The organism is Symbiopectobacterium purcellii, from assembly GCF_052050035.1.
GTDB classification, from domain to species: Bacteria; Pseudomonadota; Gammaproteobacteria; order Enterobacterales; family Enterobacteriaceae; genus Symbiopectobacterium; species Symbiopectobacterium purcellii_A.
Genome location: NZ_CP189882.1, coordinates 372,429 through 393,927, shown reverse-complemented (window position 1 = coordinate 393,927; position 21,499 = coordinate 372,429). Strand labels below are relative to the sequence as shown.

Annotated in this window: 24 protein-coding genes and 8 pseudogenes; 24 read left to right on the top strand and 8 right to left on the bottom strand. The window is 48.3% G+C overall.

Going from position 1 to position 21,499, the window contains the following annotated elements:
• Positions 1 to 3 precede the first annotated feature (3 nt).
• From ACQGXV_RS03800 to ACQGXV_RS03740, 13 genes and pseudogenes are all read left to right on the top strand, one after another.
• Positions 4 to 243 (top strand): acyl carrier protein, encoded by a 240-nt coding sequence (locus ACQGXV_RS03800; RefSeq protein WP_440864924.1) that lies wholly within the window; start codon positions 4 to 6, stop codon positions 241 to 243.
• Positions 244 to 535: 292 nt separating this feature from the next.
• Entirely contained in the window at positions 536 to 1,738 is a 1,203-nt protein-coding gene (locus ACQGXV_RS03795; RefSeq protein ID WP_440864923.1) for a PrgH/EprH family type III secretion apparatus protein, read from the top strand.
• A 13-nt stretch (positions 1,739 to 1,751) separates the two neighbouring features.
• A complete protein-coding gene (locus ACQGXV_RS03790) occupies positions 1,752 to 2,009 on the top strand; it encodes a type III secretion system needle complex protein (protein WP_440864922.1) in 258 nt (85 codons plus the stop codon).
• A 39-nt stretch (positions 2,010 to 2,048) separates the two neighbouring features.
• A complete protein-coding gene (gene sctI, locus ACQGXV_RS03785; RefSeq protein WP_440864921.1) occupies positions 2,049 to 2,333 on the top strand; it encodes a type III secretion system inner rod subunit SctI in 285 nt (94 codons plus the stop codon).
• Positions 2,334 to 2,335: 2 nt separating this feature from the next.
• Positions 2,336 to 3,145, top strand: coding sequence for an EscJ/YscJ/HrcJ family type III secretion inner membrane ring protein (locus tag ACQGXV_RS03780; protein ID WP_440864920.1), 810 nt, complete (start codon positions 2,336 to 2,338; stop codon positions 3,143 to 3,145).
• 16 nt (positions 3,146 to 3,161) lie between these two features.
• On the top strand, positions 3,162 to 3,731 hold the full coding sequence (locus ACQGXV_RS03775) for a hypothetical protein (RefSeq protein ID WP_440864919.1): 570 nt from the start codon (positions 3,162 to 3,164) through the stop codon (positions 3,729 to 3,731).
• On the top strand, positions 3,715 to 4,419 hold the full coding sequence (locus ACQGXV_RS03770; protein ID WP_440864918.1) for a hypothetical protein: 705 nt from the start codon (positions 3,715 to 3,717) through the stop codon (positions 4,417 to 4,419). The genes ACQGXV_RS03775 and ACQGXV_RS03770 overlap by 17 nt, the downstream gene beginning before the upstream one ends.
• Before the next feature lie 9 nt (positions 4,420 to 4,428).
• Positions 4,429 to 4,632, top strand: coding sequence for a hypothetical protein (locus ACQGXV_RS03765; protein ID WP_440864917.1), 204 nt, complete (start codon positions 4,429 to 4,431; stop codon positions 4,630 to 4,632).
• The gene (locus ACQGXV_RS03760; RefSeq protein ID WP_440864916.1) at positions 4,598 to 5,194 is read left to right on the top strand and encodes a hypothetical protein; all 597 of its coding nucleotides are present in this window, start codon (positions 4,598 to 4,600) and stop codon (positions 5,192 to 5,194) included. The genes ACQGXV_RS03765 and ACQGXV_RS03760 overlap by 35 nt, the downstream gene beginning before the upstream one ends.
• Before the next feature lie 348 nt (positions 5,195 to 5,542).
• Entirely contained in the window at positions 5,543 to 6,415 is an 873-nt protein-coding gene (locus tag ACQGXV_RS03755) for a winged helix-turn-helix domain-containing protein (protein ID WP_440864915.1), read from the top strand.
• A 122-nt stretch (positions 6,416 to 6,537) separates the two neighbouring features.
• Positions 6,538 to 7,106 (top strand): annotated as a pseudogene (locus tag ACQGXV_RS03750) (IS5 family transposase); the annotation flags it as partial.
• Positions 7,107 to 7,262: 156 nt separating this feature from the next.
• On the top strand, positions 7,263 to 7,628 hold the full coding sequence (locus ACQGXV_RS03745) for an IS630 transposase-related protein (protein WP_440862584.1): 366 nt from the start codon (positions 7,263 to 7,265) through the stop codon (positions 7,626 to 7,628).
• Positions 7,552 to 8,085, top strand: a complete 534-nt coding sequence (locus ACQGXV_RS03740; RefSeq protein ID WP_440862665.1) for an IS630 family transposase — start codon at positions 7,552 to 7,554, stop codon at positions 8,083 to 8,085. Before ACQGXV_RS03745 ends, ACQGXV_RS03740 begins: the two co-directional genes overlap by 77 nt.
• A gap of 19 nt (positions 8,086 to 8,104) precedes the next feature.
• Here the strand turns inward: ACQGXV_RS03740 and ACQGXV_RS03735 are convergent, their stop codons facing one another.
• The 4 genes from ACQGXV_RS03735 to ACQGXV_RS03720 are packed head-to-tail and all read right to left on the bottom strand — an operon-like array spanning position 8,105 to position 9,886.
• A complete protein-coding gene (locus ACQGXV_RS03735) occupies positions 8,105 to 8,641 on the bottom strand; it encodes an IS30 family transposase (RefSeq protein WP_440867211.1) in 537 nt (178 codons plus the stop codon).
• A gap of 28 nt (positions 8,642 to 8,669) precedes the next feature.
• Entirely contained in the window at positions 8,670 to 9,203 is a 534-nt protein-coding gene (locus ACQGXV_RS03730) for an IS630 family transposase (RefSeq protein ID WP_440862665.1), read from the bottom strand.
• The gene (locus ACQGXV_RS03725) at positions 9,127 to 9,492 is read right to left on the bottom strand and encodes an IS630 transposase-related protein (RefSeq protein WP_440862584.1); all 366 of its coding nucleotides are present in this window, start codon (positions 9,490 to 9,492) and stop codon (positions 9,127 to 9,129) included. The genes ACQGXV_RS03730 and ACQGXV_RS03725 overlap by 77 nt, the downstream gene beginning before the upstream one ends.
• A 28-nt stretch (positions 9,493 to 9,520) precedes the next feature.
• A complete protein-coding gene (locus ACQGXV_RS03720; RefSeq protein ID WP_440864914.1) occupies positions 9,521 to 9,886 on the bottom strand; it encodes a transposase in 366 nt (121 codons plus the stop codon).
• Positions 9,887 to 9,975: 89 nt separating this feature from the next.
• Between ACQGXV_RS03720 and ACQGXV_RS03715 the strand changes: the two are divergent.
• From ACQGXV_RS03715 to istB, 5 pseudogenes are all read left to right on the top strand, one after another.
• Positions 9,976 to 10,302 (top strand): annotated as a pseudogene (locus tag ACQGXV_RS03715) (transposase); the annotation flags it as partial.
• 84 nt (positions 10,303 to 10,386) lie between these two features.
• Positions 10,387 to 10,497 (top strand): annotated as a pseudogene (locus ACQGXV_RS03710) (helix-turn-helix domain-containing protein); the annotation flags it as partial.
• Positions 10,474 to 10,695, top strand: a pseudogene (locus ACQGXV_RS03705) (IS21 family transposase); the annotation flags it as partial. The pseudogenes ACQGXV_RS03710 and ACQGXV_RS03705, both read left to right, overlap by 24 nt.
• A 201-nt stretch (positions 10,696 to 10,896) precedes the next feature.
• Positions 10,897 to 11,612, top strand: a pseudogene (istA, locus tag ACQGXV_RS03700) (IS21 family transposase); the annotation flags it as partial.
• A pseudogene (gene istB, locus ACQGXV_RS03695) lies at positions 11,609 to 12,482 on the top strand (IS21-like element helper ATPase IstB). The pseudogenes istA and istB, both read left to right, overlap by 4 nt.
• 27 nt (positions 12,483 to 12,509) lie before the next feature.
• On the opposite strand, the gene ACQGXV_RS03690 reads toward istB, so the two are convergent.
• Positions 12,510 to 13,721, bottom strand: coding sequence for an IS256 family transposase (locus ACQGXV_RS03690; RefSeq protein ID WP_440862551.1), 1,212 nt, complete (start codon positions 13,719 to 13,721; stop codon positions 12,510 to 12,512).
• A gap of 72 nt (positions 13,722 to 13,793) precedes the next feature.
• Between ACQGXV_RS03690 and ACQGXV_RS03685 the strand changes: the two genes are divergently transcribed.
• The 3 genes from ACQGXV_RS03685 (at position 13,794) to ACQGXV_RS03675 (ending at position 15,747) form a co-directional block, all read left to right on the top strand.
• A complete protein-coding gene (locus tag ACQGXV_RS03685) occupies positions 13,794 to 14,132 on the top strand; it encodes a helix-turn-helix domain-containing protein (RefSeq protein ID WP_440867209.1) in 339 nt (112 codons plus the stop codon).
• A complete protein-coding gene (locus ACQGXV_RS03680) occupies positions 14,084 to 14,518 on the top strand; it encodes a transposase family protein (protein ID WP_440862780.1) in 435 nt (144 codons plus the stop codon). Before ACQGXV_RS03685 ends, ACQGXV_RS03680 begins: the two co-directional genes overlap by 49 nt.
• A gap of 71 nt (positions 14,519 to 14,589) precedes the next feature.
• The gene (locus ACQGXV_RS03675) at positions 14,590 to 15,747 is read left to right on the top strand and encodes a TonB-dependent receptor domain-containing protein (protein WP_440864913.1); all 1,158 of its coding nucleotides are present in this window, start codon (positions 14,590 to 14,592) and stop codon (positions 15,745 to 15,747) included.
• A 48-nt stretch (positions 15,748 to 15,795) separates the two neighbouring features.
• On the opposite strand, the gene hemL is transcribed toward ACQGXV_RS03675, so the two are convergent.
• Positions 15,796 to 17,076 (bottom strand): glutamate-1-semialdehyde 2,1-aminomutase, encoded by a 1,281-nt coding sequence (gene hemL, locus ACQGXV_RS03670; protein WP_440864912.1) that lies wholly within the window; start codon positions 17,074 to 17,076, stop codon positions 15,796 to 15,798.
• Between the two features lie 335 nt (positions 17,077 to 17,411).
• Between hemL and ACQGXV_RS03665 the strand changes: the two are divergent.
• The 3 genes and pseudogenes from ACQGXV_RS03665 to erpA all read left to right on the top strand — a co-directional run.
• Positions 17,412 to 17,879: pseudogene (locus ACQGXV_RS03665) on the top strand (chloride channel protein); the annotation flags it as partial.
• Between the two features lie 198 nt (positions 17,880 to 18,077).
• A pseudogene (gene clcA, locus ACQGXV_RS03660) lies at positions 18,078 to 18,923 on the top strand (H(+)/Cl(-) exchange transporter ClcA); the annotation flags it as partial.
• Between the two features lie 92 nt (positions 18,924 to 19,015).
• Positions 19,016 to 19,363 carry an iron-sulfur cluster insertion protein ErpA gene (erpA, locus tag ACQGXV_RS03655; protein ID WP_222157826.1) on the top strand — a complete coding sequence of 116 codons (348 nt, stop codon included), beginning with the start codon at positions 19,016 to 19,018 and terminating at the stop codon, positions 19,361 to 19,363.
• Positions 19,364 to 19,884: 521 nt separating this feature from the next.
• Here erpA and btuF read toward each other — a convergent pair.
• Both btuF and mtnN read right to left on the bottom strand, forming a co-directional pair.
• Positions 19,885 to 20,706, bottom strand: coding sequence for a vitamin B12 ABC transporter substrate-binding protein BtuF (gene btuF, locus ACQGXV_RS03650; protein WP_440864911.1), 822 nt, complete (start codon positions 20,704 to 20,706; stop codon positions 19,885 to 19,887).
• Positions 20,706 to 21,407, bottom strand: coding sequence for a 5'-methylthioadenosine/S-adenosylhomocysteine nucleosidase (mtnN, locus tag ACQGXV_RS03645; RefSeq protein ID WP_440864910.1), 702 nt, complete (start codon positions 21,405 to 21,407; stop codon positions 20,706 to 20,708). The genes btuF and mtnN overlap by 1 nt, the downstream gene beginning before the upstream one ends.
• Between the last annotated feature and the right edge of the window lie 92 nt (positions 21,408 to 21,499).

The window sequence follows — 21,499 nt, the reverse complement described above, 5'->3', positions numbered from 1 at the left end:
GTAATGAATCAAAACGTTGAGGAACGCATCAATAATGTGGTTTCTTCTGTTATAAATTGTTCTTCTGCGGATGTATTACCAGAGAAACACCTATATTACGATCTATTGGCTGATTCAATGATGATGATAGATCTGATGTTAGTGCTCGAGCAGGAGTTTGCGCTTAACATTAAAGATGATGGGCTGGACGATGTGAACTATGTTAAGGATCTCTATCGACTGATTCATGAACAATGCAATTAATCTAAATGTGGGTCGGGGTGTTACTCGGCCCATTATTCATTCCTTCTCACCTCTCTTTACTTTCTCAGTCGCTTGTCCTTTCTAAAAATAACCAATTATATTGACGATAAGTACTCTTTTCTATGTGGGAGTATACACTCTCATTATTTTTCTTGACAATTATTAGGTTACTGGCTGGCAAATCTGATGTGAAATCAATTTTCCATTATTATTGAATCAAGATGTTGGTAGCTAGCTGGGATATCTTGTCAAAAGTGAATGTAATGGTATCGATTTCCTTGAGAATTTAGCAATGTTATTGGATGAAGATAGAAATATCGATAAAGAAAAAAGGATAGTCGTTAGGCTGCTTAACGGCGTTTTACGTGGATGTGAGTTTGCTTTACTTGAAGGCAACACACTTTTTCTTTCAACTGATGAAAAAACGATTAGCAAGCAATATAATGGCACGCAGATGCCTGATAATACTATTTATATTCCGGCTGAACAGACGGATGTAAGTTTCGAAATAATCGTTAAACTGAGTGATTCATGCCATGTTTATGTGCGTGAGATCTCAGACGATTGCTCACCACTGATTGCATTGTCAGAAAATGAAGTTATCACCGTCGGGATGCAAAAATTTGCCTGGCGAAATCAGTATTCTGAATTCTCGGACGACATCCTATCCGGGGAATATCCGGACAGCGCCAAGGCACAAGCCTCAGCGACGGCTGAGGTTGTTAAGAATACTAAAAGTGTATGGTATAAGTCGTTGGCAGCGGTTGCCTTATTGAGTGCTGTATTCGCTGCGGGTTATGGCTACCTGACGGGAACACAGCGCCAGATTGACAATGTCTCAACATTATTGAATTTTGCGTCCGATGATTATCAGATAGTTTATGCTCGTAATAATTGGATTTATGTTTTTGCTGGTAGTGAGAAAGCGAGTGATTGGGCTATTCAAACCATGGTCAGAAATCCGCTGCGTCAACAGGTTACTGTTGTCAATATTGCCAGTGAAGAGGAGCGAATTTCGCGTTGGGTGGAAACCTATTGGCCTGCATTGAAGTTTCATCAGGTACGGTTGAGTGATCCTCAACACCCAATGCTTATAATGAGCACAGAAAGAAATGAATTAAGTGAAAAGGTACGCGGGGATTTTATTGCTGCCCTGAAAGAAAAATTCCCCTATATGGATTCAGTAAGCTTCGACAATCTGGAGGATAAAACAGTCAGGAGTATTGCCAATCAAGGATTGAAAAAGATGGCGCTCTCTTTTCGTGAAATAGACAATGGCGATACTGTCACCTTTGTTATATTGGGCGTCATAGAAGATGGCATGCTCGAAAGTATCAAAAACTTTGTCAATCAATACTATCAACAGTGGGGTGTGAGATATGTTCACTTTTCTGTTGAGCTGGAAACTGATTGGTTCAAAGATAAATCATTTAAATTTGGCGAGCAGAGCTACATAAAGCTTGGCGCTGGGCATTGGTATTTTCCAAAAACATAAGTAAGGATTTTATATGAGCGACATAAGTACAGACCCAACATGGAGTGGTTTTTTGTCAAAAAAATCGTCAGACTTTGACGATGGTGTAAAAGATCTTAATACAGAATTGGATGCGGCGCTAACAAAACTGCAAGCAGACCCTTCTAACCCAGAGCTGTTGGCGATTTATCAGTCTCGTTTGTCAGAGTATACACTGTACCGTAACGCGCAATCTAACGTTGTGAAGGTATACAAAGATGTGGGCTCTGCGATTATTGCCAACTTCCGTTAATGCTGTTACCAGGATTAGGCTATGAATCATAACACCAGTATGGTGACACAGTTATCTGGCAATTGGCATGATATTACCATGCCAGAATCTGCCCATGTGTCGCTGGAAGATCGTTTGCTTCGCGCTTATGCGCGGGAATCGGTAAATATGTCTGCGGAGCAACGTAACGTGATTTCGTTGTTGAAAAACACCAATGCTTCCACAGATCCTGAAATGTTGGCAGAACTTCAACAGCGAACTTCTGACTATAACTTACATGTATCACTCATCAGTACATTGACGCGTAAAGGGGTCAGTGCTGTTGAAACATTATTACGTTCATAATCATGAATAAATACCTGTTATTTCCCATACTGGCAGCTTTTCTTGTAGGTTGTAAGCAAGATGTTTTGCTGAAAGGGTTAGATCAACAACAGGCTAATGAAGTTATTGCGCTTTTACAGCGCAATAACATCAAGGTTGATAAAAATGAGATCAAAAAAGAGGGATATAGTCTCTCTGTAAGCGCTCAAGATTTTTCGGCTTCTGTTGATTTAATGAATACTTATGGGCTGCCGCGTCCACCCGCGATCGATATTGCACAGCTGTTTCCTGCTGATGCGCTTGTTTCTTCTCCGCGCGCTGAGAAGGCTCGTCTCTATTCCGGCATCGAGCAACGACTTGAGCATTCGTTGCTGTCAATTTCAGGGGTCGTTTCCGCTCGCGTGCATGTGAGCTACGATATGAGCTCCAGCGATGGCGATAGGAGAAGATCGGCCGTTCATCTTTCAACGTTGCTCAATTATGATAACAGCATTACAGATACCACCTTGTTAATCAGTGACGTAAAGCGCTTTCTTAAAAATAGTTTTGAGGATGTTAATTACGACAATATTTCTGTTGTGTTATCTAAAATTAATGACGTTCAGCGGCATGCTCCGGTATCCATTCAGGCGGCAAAGTCTAACACACCGACATGGTTAATAAGCCTTGGTGTGGTAACCGTTGCCTTGTTAGCCGCGATGCTGTTGTTCATTAGTCAACGTCAGCATGCCTTTTTAGATAAGTTAAAGAAGCGTGTCCTGACACAGACGAATAATAAAACTGCATCGGATGATCCTGAACTCCACGTAAATGTCACTGAAGATAGAAAATAGTTAATATCTGAATGTCATGGAAAGAGTAATGGATAAAGAGCAAAGGGAATGCGGTAATAGCCTGAATATCATATATAATCCGTTATCCTGGATTCACCCAAAACGTTTTTCACTGCCCCCAGGGTTTTCGACGCCAGGGTGTCATCGAATCATAAATGATATTTTAATCGAAAACTTTTCCCTTTCGGTTGAACCGCTCGATCTGAATAATGAAAGAGAGCGATATTTAGCTGCGCATTGGCATTTGCTAACCAAGGCGGCCTTTATGGTGGCTTGTCAGCGCTATAAGAGCAATCTGTTTCAGTGTGGAATCTGGTGGAAGCTTGAAAAATCTGTCAGGCAATTTTCATTGTTGAATCTGCTTGAAAGTAATCCAGTGAGTACATTTTCTTATTCCTTGGAGCAATATGCATTGTGCGCTAAACAAGAAATTGACTTATTCTCCGCTTCTGTCTCGACGGCAATGAGAGAACGACTGCCATTATTGTTTTCTGCGGACAACGATGTGGAGAATGTGCTGCCGATACCCATCGGTGATAATGAATTAGCAATGAGGATGGCTATTCAATATGCTCAAAGATGTTGAGACATCATATGCCAATATGCTGCAAGAAAATGTGCTGCTAACAAACAAGAATCGTGTAGCACATAATCTGAGAATCAGCGTCGTGGCGCAGGCCAGGGAACATGCCAAAAAGATCATCAGCGATGCCAGTCGTGACGCCGAGGCAATACGCCAGCAGGCCTATCGCAATGGTTATGAACACGGCGTGGTGACTTCAATCGAAACAGTAACCGGTTTTATTCAGGATAAACAAGGCATTGTGAATGAACTCTATGGACAGGTACGCCAACGGGCAAAGCGCTTGTTGAGTGACACTGTCAATAAGGAAAGCGTGATCTGTGCCTTGTTTGAGAGTTGGGCCGATGAGATTGATGGCCGAGATGACAAAACGCCTTTTTATATTCTGCTGCCCAGCGACAGACGCCGCTATAAACGCAGATTAATGGCCTATATTGATAGTATGCACCGGGGGGGCGTTATTTTTGAGTATCATCAAGATTTGCGATATGTATTCAAGTATCGTGAGCAATTGGTTGAATTTTTACCAGAGACGTTTGTTGATAATCAAATAGATACATTTTTTGACACGCAATCAATGCATGAAAGTTGTGAACAGCTTTCTCAGCAAACACTGGAAAAGCTTTACGCGCAACTTGGGACGTATTCACCGTTGCGTGAGAGGTTGATATCAGATGATGATGATAATTAAGGAAAATAAGTGATGGCAACGATTAATTCTTTATTAACTCCCACCACTGTGCTTTATGAAAAAGATGGAAATATCACAGAAATCAGTGAGGTGGTCAAAGAGCTAAGCGATGAGGAGCGCAATAATTATGCCATGCGGTTTATGTACAACGACTGGATGCAAAAAGTCATGTTATCAGATGGGCTCGATCCTGATGAAAATTATGACTGGTAAACCCATTTTTTTCGCAGCCAGCACTTTATTATTGTCGCTGTTGTTAGTGGGATGTCAGTCTGCGACACGCTCAGTTCCAGATAGAGCTGGGAGTAATAGCAGAAACAGTACCAGCCTTGAGGTTGCAGGAAAAGCATGTCGTACCGATCCCCTTTATAGCGCTTCAGGCGGGCCCGATGAGCTCTACGCTGAAATGACGGAATGTGTCCGTGCTCAGAAGTTCGACCGAGCCGTATTCCTTTATGCCTTGGCGGGAAGCTACACATGGTTCGATGCAAACCTTATTGGTACACAATATGCAAAGATGGCACATGGAAAACGCTTAGGTGAAGCATTGGCGCAATTGTCTGAAAAGCAGGTGAGCCAATTTTGGGAGCGGATTCGTGCGACGATGCAAGACCCCGCTAAGAAATCCATGATATGTGACAGGGTGAAGCAGACTGGTATGCCTTCGCATAGCATAGATTACATGCGTGTTGATAAGTCTTCGGGCGTGCCTGCCAAACCGAAAGAGCAGTACCAGTGGGATATGGCCGTCGATAATTACCTATTATGTAAGTGATATTTCTGTTTGGCGATACTAAATTTTAATTTTTACTATCTTTGCAGTATTTTATATTGATGAAGGTGTTGTTTTTTTTACTCGGGATTTTTAGTGCATTGGCCTGGACTTACCAATGAATTCGGTGATTAAAATTATCGATTCTCGTATATTATCTGTGACGTTGGCTCTGCCACTTTTGTTCTGCTGATATGCCTGAAAACGTTTTAAGCAGTATTTCATTTGTTTGCTCTAAAAAACCGAAGTAAAGTCATTACCGCTTGTTGGGAATAGCACCTGTTAGGTGACTGTATGTGTTATTCCTTTATTGCGCAAAGTTATGCCTCTATTTCGTAAGGAATAGTAAAAATGAAATTTCATCAATTTATATTTAAAGGTTTTTCTTTTCATAATGGTCAATTACTGACAAAAGATAAAGGCGCTATCTATTTAGCGCCTAAAGAGAGTGCTGTATTGTCCTTTATGCTACAAAACGCACATACCGTTATTTTAAAAGATGCAATAATTGAACATGTGTGGAAAGGGGGATTGGTCTCCGATGAGTCTTTGACGCGGTGTATTTATGTCTTGCGCCGCACGTTGGGTCACTCAAGAAAAAACAGATTCATCGATAACATCTACGGCAAGGGCTATCGTTTTGTCCCTGAGGTTCAGATCGCCAATCTCCCTGCTATAACGGCTCAGCCTGCCTTACCCGTGAGCCACAATGACATGACCGTCTCTGATGCTCCCGTTTATAAGAGAGCATGCAATATTGCATTGTTTATCTTTGAAATGCAGCATCGGTACCAAGCTATTTCACTTCACGATCAATTGATTGATTGGTTGCATTGTCTGGATTTGCCCATTAACGTTGTTTCGTCTTGTCTGACGCGTAGCGTCCAGGATTACAGTAGCTATCTGTCTGCAATCGAAAAATCACAGGCAGACTATTATATTTCTGGTATGGAAATTCGGCATGGTGAAAAATCTATCATCCGTATTGAACTGACGCGTGCAAAGGACCACTCGGTGTTATATCGAGAAGGTGTCCATTTCACGAGCGATCATCACATCAATTACCGGCTGTTATGCAGGGCTATTCTTACGCTTTTGTCTGCGATTGATCCATCGATGGGGACGGATCCGGCAACGATCAATGTGCATCCTTTGAGCGCTAAAGTGGCACAGCATGATGCATTGCAATTCTCACTTTCAGCGCTTGAGAAATTTATGCCTTAAGCAGTGAAATTAAGACGACATGGTGAAACCAGTATCAGTGAACTGTGTCGCATTGCCGGTTCTTAGAACCTATCCCAAAAGGAATTGTCAGTTAATAAGTAATGGCAATTTCTGAGGGAAGTATGGCAAGCAATAAGTGGCAGATCAGCGATGAACTCTGGGGGAAAATGGTTCCGTTGCTCCCGGAACACAAAACCCACCATCCGCTGGGTACGCATCGCAGGCGGGTTGATAATCGTGCCGCAATGAACGCCATTCTCTTTGTGCTCAGAACGGGTTGCCAGTGGAATGCCCTGAATGCCACCGGGATATGCTCGTCAAGCTCCGCTCACCGCCGCTTCCAGGAGTGGCGGGATGCAGGAGTTTTTGAACGGTTCTGGCAGAACGGGTTGCTGGCCTGCGAGCAGCTGGATGCTATCGACTGGTCATGGCTGTCGATGGATGGTTGTATGACGAAGTCACCGCTGGCAGGCTCAAAAAAACAGGACGGAATCCCACAGACCGGGGGAAACAGGGTGTAAAGCGTAGCCTGATGACCGATGCGAACGGGCTTCCCCTCTCTCTGGTTGTCTCAGGGGCAAATACCCACGACATAAAGCTGGTTGCTGATACTCTCGACGCCCTTCAGACGGGCAGACGCGGCAGAAAGCTCCGCCTCTGTCTGGACAAAGGCTATGAAGCCGGATGGCTGGAGCCCCATTCCCACTCGAAACGCAACAAAACGGTAGAGGCTTATGCCACCAGTAAGTGCGTTAAAAATACCTCATTGGGGGAACGATAGCCCAGCGATTTTCTGCCCCTTGTATTGAGTATAGCTAAACGACTTAATTTTGATTACATTATTTAAATGAGCTATTCAATTGATTTTAGACGTAAAGTGATATCTACACGGAAAAACGAAGGGTTGAGTATCCGAGAAACAGCGAAGCAATTTCGGATTGGCCCTGCCTCTGTATCGCGTTGGATTAATCAAATAGAGTCAAAAGCATCGACCACGCGTCAGCGAAAGATCGATAAATCCGAGTTGATAAAAGATGTTGAACAATATCCAGATGCTTACCAAAAAGAACGTGCAGAGCGTTTTGGCGTTTGTCAGAAGGCCATTTGGCAAGCGCTTAAAAAGCTGGGATTGACCTATAAAAAAAACTCTACGTCATCCGAAAGCCGACGAAAACGCCCGGCAGGGATTTCAACAAAAAAAACAACAGTATGAAAAAGAAGGTAAACCTATTGTTTTTATTGATGAAAGTGGTTTTTCACACGATGCCCCACGGACTCACGGCTATTCCCCAAAAGGTCAACGGTGTTTTGGCCTGAAGAACTGGGGAGCTAGGGGAAGAACAAATGTTATCGGCGCTTTATTAGGCACAACGCTGTTTGCTATCGGATTATTTGATATCAATATTAACAGCGATGTTTTCTATGCCTGGGTCACACAAGTCCTTATCCCAGTACTCCCTAAAAACAGTGTAATCATGATGGACAATGCCACTTTTCACAAAAAACATAATATTCAACAAGTCATCATCGATGCAGGGTATATGGTGGAGTATTTGCCTACATATTCGCCAGATCTTAACCCAATTGAGCATAAATGGGCACAAGCAAAAAGCAAAAAAAGAGAGATGGGTTGCGATACAGAGAGTTTGTTCTCAGTCCATATGGTGTAATCAAAATTAAGTCGCTTGGCTATATGTGTTCGAGTTCGGCAATCTTACGATGACTGACCTGACTGAAGTCTGTTCCCTTTGGGTAAAAACGTCGTATCAGCCCGTTGGTGTGCTCATTCAAGCCCCTCTCCCAGGAATGATAAGGATGGGCAAAGTAGACCTGCGCCCCTGTGATTTGAGTAATTTGCTCGTGCAGAGCGAATTCAGGGCCGTTATCAGCTGTTAGGGTCTTAAACTTGCAAAAGGTATTAGCTTCAATGTCCCTGAAAGCAGCAACCACAGTCTCCGCACGCTTATTAGGCAGTTTGCGAATGATGACGGTTTTCAATGCGTTATCTACGATGGTTAACAAGAATGACTTCTGGTCTTTGCCAAAAATAGTGTCAATTTCGAAGTGGCCAGGCTCCTGTTTAAGCTCGGCTTGAGCTGGGCGATACTCAATACCAACACGGTTGGGAATAGGGCCTGATTTGAGGTTTTCGGCATTGTACCTGTAACGTTTTCCCCGATGAGGAAGTTGCTGATATAGCTCCCCGCCAGCCTGTCTCTCCTGCAGGATATATAGCCAAGCGACTTAATTTTGATTACACCATATGGACTGAGAACAAACTCTCTGTATCGCAACCCATCTCTCTTTTTTTGCTTTTTGCTTGTGCCCATTTATGCTCAATTGGGTTAAGATCTGGCGAATATGTAGGCAAATACTCCACCATATACCCTGCATCGATGATGACTTGTTGAATATTATGTTTTTTGTGAAAAGTGGCATTGTCCATCATGATTACACTGTTTTTAGGGAGTACTGGGATAAGGACTTGTGTGACCCAGGCATAGAAAACATCGCTGTTAATATTGATATCAAATAATCCGATAGCAAACAGCGTTGTGCCTAATAAAGCGCCGATAACATTTGTTCTTCCCCTAGCTCCCCAGTTCTTCAGGCCAAAACACCGTTGACCTTTTGGGGAATAGCCGTGAGTCCGTGGGGCATCGTGTGAAAAACCACTTTCATCAATAAAAACAATAGGTTTACCTTCTTTTTCATACTGTTGTTTTTTTTGTTGAAATCCCTGCCGGGCGTTTTCGTCGGCTTTCGGATGACGTAGAGTTTTTTTTATAGGTCAATCCCAGCTTTTTAAGCGCTTGCCAAATGGCCTTCTGACAAACGCCAAAACGCTCTGCACGTTCTTTTTGGTAAGCATCTGGATATTGTTCAACATCTTTTATCAACTCGGATTTATCGATCTTTCGCTGACGCGTGGTCGATGCTTTTGACTCTATTTGATTAATCCAACGCGATACAGAGGCAGGGCCAATCCGAAATTGCTTCGCTGTTTCTCGGATACTCAACCCTTCGTTTTTCCGTGTAGATATCACTTTACGTCTAAAATCAATTGAATAGCTCATTTAAATAATGTAATCAAAATTAAGTCGTTTAGCTATAGCGATATAGCGTATTCTTGCTGACAGGTATACCGAATTCCAGGTGCAAACGGCCACTGATGATTTCAGGTGAAGAGTGAGTGGAAAGCGCCTGCCTGATGAAGTTCTGAATGTGTGGCTCCAACTGGTAAAAAGCATTGTTTGGCAGAGGCTTATGACGGCGTTCCCGGGCCAGAGTGTCCGCCCTTCTACAGCAGTAGACACCATTGAAAGTAGGGTCGGTATTGCGTCTGAGTTCCCTGCTGATGGTCGAGCGAGGCAGAGCAAGCTCTCTGGCAATGGTAGCTTGGTTGACACCTTCACCACGCCGCTTTTCGATGTAGAACCGTTCTTTCTGAGTCAGATGTTTTCCCTGCATGCAACAGGCTCTCCAGTATGGCCAGAACGGTGATTTTATCCGACTCTGGCAAGTGGGTCACTTTGTTGCGTTTCGAGTGGGAATGGGGCATTGAAGCTGTTTACCCGCATACGCAGGTACAGCTCTGCATCGTGCATCAGGTGCGGAACTCGCTGCGCTACGTCGGCTGGAAAGAGCGTAAAGCCGTTGCTGCTGACCTCCGCACTATCTATAGTTCCGCAACGCTAGAGGGCGCTGAAGAGGCCCTGGATGCCTTCGCGGCCAAATGGGATGAACAGTTCCCGACGATCAGCCCATCGTGGAGAAATAATTGGGAACGTCTCATCGTCATTTTTGATTTTCCGCCGGAGATTCGCAAGGTTATCTACACCACCAACGCGATAGAGTCGTTAAATGCTTCATTGCGCAAGATAACTGTCGCTACCGATGTAAAACTGGCCCACCTGCCGATGTAAATCTGACCCACCTAGGGTAAAAATGGCAGTTTTAAGGCACTGCCAATGATGACATTGGAGACCAGAGTGGAGATTCACGTTTTACACCATCAAGGCATGTCCATCCGCGCCATCGCGCGGCAGCTTTCATGCTCCCGCGAGACCGTTCGACGATATATCCGTAGTCCACTACCGGTGGCTGACATGCGTTACAAGCCGCGTATGCCTAGAACATGCAAGCTTGACCCGTTCAAGCCGTATGTTCTCGAGCGCGTTGCTGCTGCCAGACCACAGTGGATACCGGCCAGTGTGCTGCTGCGCGAGATAGGCCAACGGGGATATGATGGCGGCTATAGCATGCTTACCGCATTTCTACACCCCATGGGCTTTGTTGAATAATTTAAGATACTGATTTATATAAGCATTATAAAATTTCAACGACTAATTTTTCCTCTCGGAATGCTTTTTATTGTGCTAACTATTTGATTTGTCGTTCTAACAAAATACATTCTCTGTAAATGCATTCTAACTAAAGAAGATGTAAATCAAACGGTTAAATTATTCAACAAAGCCCACCCCATGAAGCAGCCCGTTACTGAGGCGGTCACGCGCTTTGAGACCGAACCCGGCGTACAGATGCAGGTTGATTTCACCATCGTCAGGCAGGGCCATAACACGTTGCTGGCCTTCGTCGCTACGCTGGGCTGGAGCCGGGCGACTTTCGTCAAGTTCTACAGCAACCAGGAGTCCGCAGCCTGGTGTGACGGCATTGAGTCTGCACTTAAGTTCTTTGGCGGAACTCCGCATTAGTTGCTGTTCGACAACGCCAAGGCCATCATTATTGAGCGTGATGTCTACGGGCCCGGCAAGCATCGCTGGAACTCACAGTTGATGCAACTGGCTGAGAAGTATGCCTTTACGCCTAAAGTTTGCCGTCCCTACCGCGCCAAGACTAAGGGCAGGTCGAACGCTTCAACCATTACCTCAAGAACAGCTTTGTTGTGCCGCTTGCCGCCACGTTTCGCCAGGCTGGGCTGATACTGGACGTCCCCGCGGCTAATGCACGCATTGGTGAGTGGTTGATCACCGTTGCCAACACCCGTAAACATGGCACCACCGGTATTCCGCCTGAACAACGCATGCCGCGTGAGCGGGCTGCGTTGTTGCCATTGCCGAAGATAACACTGGCATTGCCTCCACCGGTACCGGCGAGTTGCTCGCTCCCCATACCCACAGAGAGTCTCCAGCACCCGTTGGCTACGTATCAGGCGCTACTGGAGGTAGAAGCATGAACCTCCAGCATGATCGTATCGCAGCGCTCTGCGAGCAGCTTAAGCTCGATAGATTACCGGCTGAGTGGCCCGCCGTTGCTCAGACGACGATCGACAGCAACGGCACTCATGCCGACTTCCTTGAAGCTGCTTTACAGCTTCAGCATGATGGGCTGAACGAACGGCGCCGGCAGACTATAGCCAAGCGACATTATTTTGATAACAGCCAGCTATGCTTCTTTGCCGCATATCAGGGCATAGGATGTAATCATTTTTAAGTCGGTTGGCTATATTTTGCGTTTATCAGGCCTACCGGTGATCAAGACGCTGGAGCAGTTTGATTTCGCCTTTGCGAGTGGCGTACCTCGCAGTCAGATCCAGGAGTTGGCCGGGCTGGCGTTTATCGAGGGTCAGGAGAACCTGGTCTTGCTGGGTCCGTCCGGGGTAGGTAAAACGCACCTGGCGACAGCACTCGGCTACAGAGCCGCGATGGCCGGAATGAGTATTCGGTTCGTCACAGCCGCAGATCTGATGCTACAGCTGCTCGCATCACATCGTCAGGGGGAGTTAAAAAGCTATCTTAATCGCGTTGTGGGTAAGCCTAAGTTGTTGATCATAGATGAGGTTGGCTACCTTCCCTTCGGTAAAATGGAAGCCAATCTGTTCTTCCAGGTTATCGCTAAACGGTATGAGTCAGGCAGCGTGGTCCTGACCAGCAACCTGCCGTTTACCCAGTGGTCGGGGACATTCGGAGATGATGAAACGCTGACGGCGGTGATGCTGGATCGGCTGCTTCACCATGCGCATATCGCGCAAATCAGCGGTCAAAGCTATCGACTGAAAGATATAGCCAAGCGACTTAATTTTGATTACACCATATGGAGTCTGTAAAGAATTTTGTGTAAATGGCTCCATTGCTTAACCGGAGATTCGTTCTCCATACATCAACATGAATTGGCTCATAGCAGGTTTCCAGTCTCTGATTGGCAAGGTCCATTTAGCAGAGATATTATGCAAGGCTAGATAGAGTAATTTTATCACCGAGTCATCCGTTGGAAATATTCGTCGCGTTTTCGTTATCTTGCGCAATGAAGCATTTAACGACTCTATCGCGTTGGTGGTGTAGATAACCTTGCGGATCTCCGGCGGAAAGTCAAAAATGACGATGAGACGTTCCCAATTATTTCTCCACGATGGGCTGATCGTCGGGAACTGTTCATCCCATTTGGCCGCGAAGGCATCCAGGGCCTCTTCAGCGCCCTCTAGCGTTGCGGAACTATAGATGGTGCGCAGGTCAGCAGCAACGGCCTTACGCTCTTTCCAGCCGACGTAGCGCAGCGAGTTCCGCACCTGATGCACAATGCAGAGCTGTACCCGCGTATGCGGGTAAACAGCTTCAATGGCATCAGGAAAGCCTTTCAGGCCATCGCAGCAGGCGACGAAGATGTCCTTTAGCCCACGATTTTTCAGTTCTGTCATCACAGATAACCAGAACTTGGCCCCCTCAGTTTTGGCTATCCATAGCCCCAGCAGCTCTTTTTCGCCCTGGCCGTTGACGCCGAGGGCCAGATAAACAGACTTGTTGGCCACGGCTCCGCCGTCCTGGCTTTTGACAACAATACAGTCAAGGTAAACAATGGGATAAAGCGCATCCAGCGGCCGTTGCTGCCAGCGCTTAACTTCATCCATCACAGCATTGGTCACTTGAGAAATGAAGCCAGCGGAAACATCGACCCCGTAGACTTCTTTAAAGTGTGCCTGAATATCACGGGTTGATAACCCTCTGGAATAGAGAGAAATAATGCGGTCATCGAAGCCGTTAAGCTGTTTTTCGTGCTTACCGATCAGTGTCGGCTCGAAGGTACTGTTGCGGTCGCGCGGAATATCGAGCTCGATCTCCCCATTTTGGCTACGTACGCTCTTGGATGTCTTGCCATTGCGTGAGTTGCCTGAATGATTACCAGCCGGGTCATGCTTAGCATACCCAAGGTGCATCTCCATCTCAGCTTCAAGAACCCGTTCCGCCAGTCTTTTAGTCAGCACCTTGAGTAGGCCTGATTCACCCAGCAGATCCTGAGGGGAGTGACAATCTTGAAGCAGTTGGTCAATAAGTTCGTTGCTGATAGGCATTTTGTTATCCTTTGAAGGTTTTCCTCAAAATGCCATTTACACAGATTATTTTACAGTCTCCAGAAAGGATTTATCCCAACCCCATTAGATAAACTGCTTTTTATTTTATTGTATTTAAAATGTTATCCGACCTATGATTTGCAAGCACTTCTTTTTGGTTTAGATAGAACACGGGTATGTCGCTGGGTAAAAATATTATTGCCGGTTTTAGAGATGACCTTGGGGCGAGAATGTGTTTTGCCCGCTCGTCAAATTCGCTCTGCTGAGGAATTTTTTCGCGCCTTTCCTGGAGTTAAAGACGTCTTTATTGATGGGACAGAGCGACCTGTCCAAAAGCCTAAGAATCTGCGTCGGCGAAAAAAATGTATTCGGGAAAGAAAAGACAGACCACTCGAAAAGGGCTTATTATGACTGACGAAACAAGGCAAATTGGATTTATCCCCATGAGCAAAAATGGGCGCCGTCACGATAAACGCTTACTCGATAAAGTCGATATAATTCGCCATATTCCTCCTGAGGTAACCATCTGGGCAGATACCGGTTTTCAAGGTATAGATAAACAGCATCCTAATACACAAATCCCAAAAAAAGGAACTCGAAAAAGACCTTTATCGCCTGAACAAAAACAAGAAAATAAAATAATCTCGGGCATCCGTATTACAGTTGAACACGCCATCGCGGGTATCAAGCGCCTCGGTTGCATGACCCAAATTTTACGGAATCGTAGACCCTTTATTGATGATACCTTCTTACTCCTTAGCGCCGGTCTTTGGAATTTCCATCTCAGAACAGCGTAAAATTTACTTCAATCACCGAAACACCCTTATTTCACTATTAAGCAACACGCTTTAAGTTTGATGACAAGCTGATGTACGCTTCGCCCTATGCTTTCAATGGCGGTAGCTTACCAGATCAAGACACCGGATTGGGATTGGCGGGTGGTGCAGGCTGGTTTACTGGCACACGCAAACTGGACGCACTGGAAACCTACGTGCGCGGTCCGTTCGAACTGCTGGGACGCCAGCATGAGCTGGTTACCGGGGTAGGGTTCAGTCGCCAACGCAACTACTACTACGCCTCGAGCGATGCAGTGACGGTTGCGGATATGGGCAATTACTACAACTGGAACGGCAGTGCGCCGGAACCGAACTGGCAGGCGCAGACCAAAAGTTCGGATGATACTGTGCACCAGAGATCGGTCTACAGTGCGGCCCGTTTCTCGCTGGCCGATCCCTTGGCGCTGGTGGCCGGTGCGCGCTATACCGAATGGAGTACGGGCGGTATAACCTCCAGCTTCAGCAAAGACAAGGTGTCGCCTTATGCCGGGTTGATTTACGACATCAACGACACCCTCTCTGCCTATGTCAGCTACACCTCCATCTTCCAGCCGCAGGATAACCGGAGCGTTAACGGCAGCTACCTGGCTCCGATTGAAGGCAAAAATTACGATGCCGGCCTGAAATCCGACTGGTTTGATGGCCGCCTGACGGCATCCATGGCGTTGTTCCGCATTGAGCAGGACAATCTGGCGCAGACCGATGGCAGCAACAAGGTCAATGGGTCGAGCGATCAGGCTTACTACGGTGCGCAAGGCGTAACCAGTCGAGGTGTGGAACTGGAACTGAACGGTGCCCTGACGGATAACTGGCAGATGACGTTCGGTGCTGCACGCTATGTTGCCAAAGACGCGGCGGATAACCGGGTGAACAGCCAGCTACCGCAAACTTCGTTGAAGTGGTTTACGCGCTACCAGTTGCCGATGCTGCCGGAGCTGGCGCTGGGCGGCGGTGTAAACTGGCAGAACGGCACCTTTGCGGATACCTCGGGGCCGACGGGTGCAGCGCGTGTGCATCAGGGAAGCTACCCCTTGGTTAACCTGTTTGGTCGTTACCAGATCAACAAACAGCTGGCGGTGCAGGCTAACGTCAACAATCTGCTGGATAAGCGCTATTACAGCGCCCTCAGTGATAGCTATGCCTATGGCGCGCCGCGCAGTGTGTCCATGAGTGTGAATTACAACTTCTGATGCGCAAACGCCCCGATTGCACGATCGGGGCGTTTCTCTTGGCGGCGATTACAGCTGGGCAAAACAGCGACTTGCTGCTGCGATGGTGTTCTCAATATCCTGCTGGCTGTGAGCCAACGACATAAAGCCCGTCTCAAACGCTGACGGAGCCAGATAAACGCCTTCGGCCAGCATCAAGTGGAAGAAACGCTTAAAGCGCTCCACGTCGCACTGCGTCACATCCTGATAGCAGGTGACGCTCGGTGCGTCGGTGAAAAACAGACCGAACATGCCGCGCACATGATTCACTACCAGAGGAATATGCTGTGCTTTAGCTGCGGCTTCCAGCCCCTGTGCCAACTGCGTGGTCAATGCGGTGAGGGTATCGTGCACCCCAGGTTTAGCCACTTCGCTCAGGCAGGCAAAACCCGCTGCCATAGCAATAGGGTTACCGGACAGAGTTCCCGCCTGATACACCGGACCGGTTGGGGCCAGCGCTTGCATCACATCGCGCCGTCCGCCAAAAGCGCCCACGGGCATGCCGCCACCAATGATTTTACCCAGACAGGTCAGGTCGGGCAACACGCCGTAGTGTGCCTGTGCGCCGCCTAATGCCACGCGAAAGCCCGTCATCACCTCATCAATGATCAGCAGTGCGCCAAATTCATCGCACAGTGCACGCAATCCGGGCAGAAACTCAGGCAGTGGCGGAATGCAGTTCATATTGCCTGCCACCGGCTCAACGATAATCGCTGCAATGTCATCATGGTATTGCTCGAAAGCCTGACGGACTGAATCCACATCGTTATAGATGCAGGTCAATGTGTGGCGGGCAAAATCAGCGGGTACGCCGGGGGAATTAGGCTGGCCTAATGTCAATGCGCCAGACCCTGCTTTGACCAGCAGGCAGTCCGCGTGGCCGTGGTAGCAGCCCTCAAACTTGATGATTTTGTCACGACCCGTGAAGCCGCGCGCCAGACGGATGGCGCTCATGGTGGCTTCGGTACCGGAATTCACCATGCGCACCATATCCATCGACGGCACCAACGAGGTCACTAACCGCGCCATATGTACTTCCATTTCGGTTGGCGCACCAAAGCTCAATCCGCGCTCTGCGGCGGCGATCACCGCCTGACGAATGGCGGGATGGTTATGTCCCAGCACCATTGGGCCCCAGGAACCGACATAATCGATATAGGCGTTACCGTCTGCATCGTAGAGGTGTGAGCCTTCCGCACGCTCGATAAACAACGGCACGCCGCCGACGCCGTTGAACGCGCGCACCGGCGAGTTGACGCCGCCGGGAATAAGCTGCTGTGCCGCAGCGTAGAGACTTTCTGATTTATTCATGGAAAGGGTCCTGAAAAGAGAGCGGAGTTTTGCCTATTGTAAACAACGCTGCCGCGTTATCAAATTCGCGTCGTTGATGTTATAGCCAACCGACTTAAAAATGATTACATCCTATGCCCTGATATGCGGCAAAGAAGCATAGCTGGCTGTTATCAAAATAATGTCGCTTGGCTATAGAGGGTGAGAGAGGCGCTATGGGATGGATGGGCGTATACTTTACCTCTTTGGTATTCGCTGCTTTGGTTTATCCTGTGACGACTTCCCGCGATATTTCCCTGATTGACGTACGCCGTGCCGCGATTCGGCAATTCCTGCGCCGTGATAAAACGCCGGTGATGATTCTGGTGCTGGCTGCCCTGGTGGGCACATTAGTCGGTCTGATTGGCGTGGCTTTTGAGAAAGGGGTGAGTGCGCTGCAAGCACTTCGTTTGGAAACGGTGACGCAGTGGGCGCACGCGGAGTGGCGCTGGCCGCTGGCGTTTCTCCTCTCTGGACTGATGGCGGCCGGGGGGTATTATCTGGTGCGCCGTTTTGCGCCAGAAGCGGGTGACTCGGGGATCTCGGAGATTGAAGGCGCGCTGGAGGATCTTCGCCCGGTACGCTGGTGGCGCGTATTGCCAGCGAAGTTCTTCGGTGGCTTGGGAACGCTTGGCGCTGGCATGGTGTTGGGCAGGGAAGGGCCAACGGTTCAACTCGGCGGCAACGTGGGGGGAATGATCGCGGATTTGTTGTCGGCCAAACGCGCAGACGTGCGTCATTCACTGCTGGCAACCGGTGCTGCAGCTGGGCTGTCAGCGGCGTTTAACGGGCTTTGTTGAATAATTTAACCGTTTGATTTACATCTTCTTTAGTTAGAATGCATTTACAGAGAATGTATTTTGTTAGAACGACAAATCAAATAGTTAGCACAATAAAAAGCATTCCGAGAGGAAAAATTAGTCGTTGAAATTTTATAATGCTTATATAAATCAGTATCTTAAATTATTCAACAAAGCCCGTTTAACGCCCCGTTGGCAGGGATCTTGTTCATTATTGAAGAGATGCGGCCCCAGTTTCGCTACAACTTGATCTACATTAAAGCTGTGTTTATTGGCGTCATCATGTCCAGCGTGGTGTTTCGGGTGTTTAACGGTGAGGCGGCGGTTATCCACGTTGGCAAACTGCCCGATGACCCGGTCAACACGCTATGGTGTTATCTGCTGTTAGGCATAGTGTTTGGTGCGGTTGGCGTAGTGTTTAACCGGCTGGTGTTGGGGACGCAGGCGCTGTTTTTGCGTTTTCATGGGCAGAGCCTGACACGCTTTATTCTGGTCGGGATGTTAGCCGGTGGGCTATGTGGTGTGCTTTCGCTGGCATTCAGCGACGTTTCCGGCGGGGGTTTTGCCATCATTGCCGACGTAACGGCGGCGCACTACAGCGTGGGCATGCTGCTGCTGATATTTATGTTGCGTATGGTGCTGACGCTGTTGTGCTTTGGTTCTGGCGCGCCCGGCGGGATCTTTGCGCCGATGCTGGCGTTGGGCACCGTGCTAGGCGGTGCCTACGGGCTGATCTTACACAGCGCATTCCCTGACTATGCATTAGGGGCTGGCACCTTTGCCATTGCAGGAATGGGCGCGTTGTTTGCGGCATAAGTACGTGCCCCGCTGACCGGGATTGTGCTGGTGCTGGAAATGACGGACAACTATCAGCTGATTCTGCCCATGATCATTACCTGCCTGGGCGCGACGTTAATGGCGCAGTTTTTAGGCGGACAACCGCTATACTCTGCGATTTTGGCACGAACGCTGCAACGGCAAAATGCGTTAGAGCAGCGTGCGGAAAATGAACACAAGGCCAAACCTTGAACCTTGTTTCCCGCTGTTAGATAATGAGCGTATGATTGGGATAAGGCAAACGGCGTGCGCCGCCCAATAAAAGACAAGCTGGGAGTACGACAATGAGCGATGAAGTAATGGCTGTGCCGCTGCAATTCACTGATGCGGCGGCAAAAAAGGTGAAAGTCCTGATTGCTGATGAAGAGAACCCGGAGCTGAAGCTTCGCGTCTACATCACCGGGGGCGGTTGTAGCGGCTTCCAATATGGTTTCACGTTCGACGATAAAATTAACGACGGTGACATGACCATTGAGAAACAGGGCGTGGCGCTGGTGGTAGACCCGATGAGTCTGCAATATCTGGTCGGTGGTTCGGTGGATTACACGGAAGGTCTGGAAGGTTCGCGCTTCGTGGTCACTAACCCGAATGCGAAAAGCACCTGCGGCTGCGGTTCTTCTTTCAGTATCTGATTATCCTACAGCTGATGCCGAAAAAAACCGCGTTCTTCAACGCGGTTTTTTGTTTTAACAGGCTGAATAAACCAACCTGCGTCATCGCCACTCAATCGTGATCAGCCGCGGTTCCTGATGGGTTACTGTACGAGCCCCTGCGCGTATCGAGGTTTGCGTAATCTTAGGCATCAGCGCTTTTGCGTTCGGGCACTCAACGTGTGCGGTGGCTGCGGTTTCTCTGATCTCACAGACAGCAACCACGTTAAGTCCTACATTAATTTGCCCGCTGGTGCTTGCTGCATACGCAGTATTGCAGGCCAGCATCAGCAGGCCCCGTTAAGCAGACTAATTTTTATCACTTTTCTACCTGGTGTTAAAAAGAACCGTTGCCGGTTCAGTGCACAAGTGTGCGTTATCAAATCGTTATGTTTTAGTTTATGCGCGGTTATATTTTAACCGTTGGCGGCATAATAACGGGTTTTTATCTGGATGAAAAGCCTGCAATCATGCCTGCATGATTGCAGGCATGATCCTGTGATTCACTGGGCGGGGAGGGCGGCGAGTTGCTGACAAATGTACTGGGCTGCCAGCAACATGCGTGGGCTGCTGCGATTAAACCAATCTTCGTCTACCGTAATGATTGGCACAGACAATTGTGGCGACCAGAAATCACGAGTGGCGGCCGCATCGGCTGCGGTGCCAGTGGTAATGATCACCTGTGGGTTGCGCCGTAATACCTGTTCACGACTGACCTGCGGCCAGGGCACCTTACTGTCATCGAAAACATTGACGCCGCCACACAGAGCAAGTGCCTGGTTCTGCAACGACTGCTTACCTGAGGTGAACAGCGGGTGTGTACCAAATTGCAGAAACACCTGATGTTTTGGCGCATGGGGATAGCGTGCTTTCAAATCAGCCAGTTGCTGACGCAAATCCTGCGCATTTTGCCGTGCAACCTCTGGGTGGGCGCTGTATTGCCCAAGCTGTTCCAGCATGGTCGGTATGGCTTCCAACGACGTGGTGTCCAGATACACCACAGGGATGCCAAAAGCCGAGAGTTGCTCAAGCGGTCGCTGCGGGTTCCCTTCACGCCAGGCCAGAACCAAATCCGGCTTTAAGGCCAGCACCCGCTCCAGATTGATGCCTTGCCAGGAGGCAACCTGTTCCCGCTGTTGCGCTTCGGGCGGGTAGTTTGACCAGGCACTCACGCCAATCACCTGATCGCCCATGCCGGCTGCGAAGGCTAACTCCGTAGCGTGGGGAGCCAGACTGATAATGCGCTGTGCGATGGCGTCTGCGCTGGCCCGTCCGGCCATGAGCAGACACAGTATTGCCAGAAAAGTGAGCCCGCGAACGCGCATCAGGCTTTTCCGGCGAGCTCTTGCAACATGGTGCTCACCATGCGTGACGATTGCTGGGCGGCCACGGCCAGAAACTCGTCAAAACTCAGGTGCGAGGCTTTGTCAGCCACATCGGAGATGGCGCGTACAACCACGAAAGGCACAGCAAACTGATGGCACACGTGAGCAATTGCGGTGGCCTCCATTTCGACCGCGACAGCCTGTGGGAAGGTACGGCGGATGCGAGCCAGCAGTTCTGCACCGTTGATAAACGCATCACCACTGACAATAAGCCCTTGCACAGCATTCAATTGCAAAGACACAATGGCACGCTCGGCCAACGCAATAAGGGATCCATCGGCAGGAAACGCCGCCGGGCAGCCTGCCATCTGGCCTGCTTCATAGCCGAAAACGGTGACATCAGCATCGTGATAGCGCGCTTCACTGGATACCACGATATCGCCGACGTTCAGAGTCGGTGCCAGACCGCCCGCCGAGCCGGTGTTGATGATAATGTCAGGACGGGCATGTTCCAGCAGCAGCGTGGTGCCCATCGCGGCGGAAACCTTACCAATGCCGGATTTTAACAGTGCTACTTCGACGCCGTTCAGCCACCCGCTATAGATTTCGCATCCGGCGCGTGTGAAGGTACTGAGGTTTTCGATGCGATCGCGCAGGATCATCACTTCTTGTTCCATGGCTCCGATGATGCCGACTTTCATAAGATTCCCCACAAAATTTCGAATAGTATTTCGAATAGTTAGGCGTAGTCTGTGTTGTGTAGTCTATCATGGCTAACGGTGGGAAATGGAAC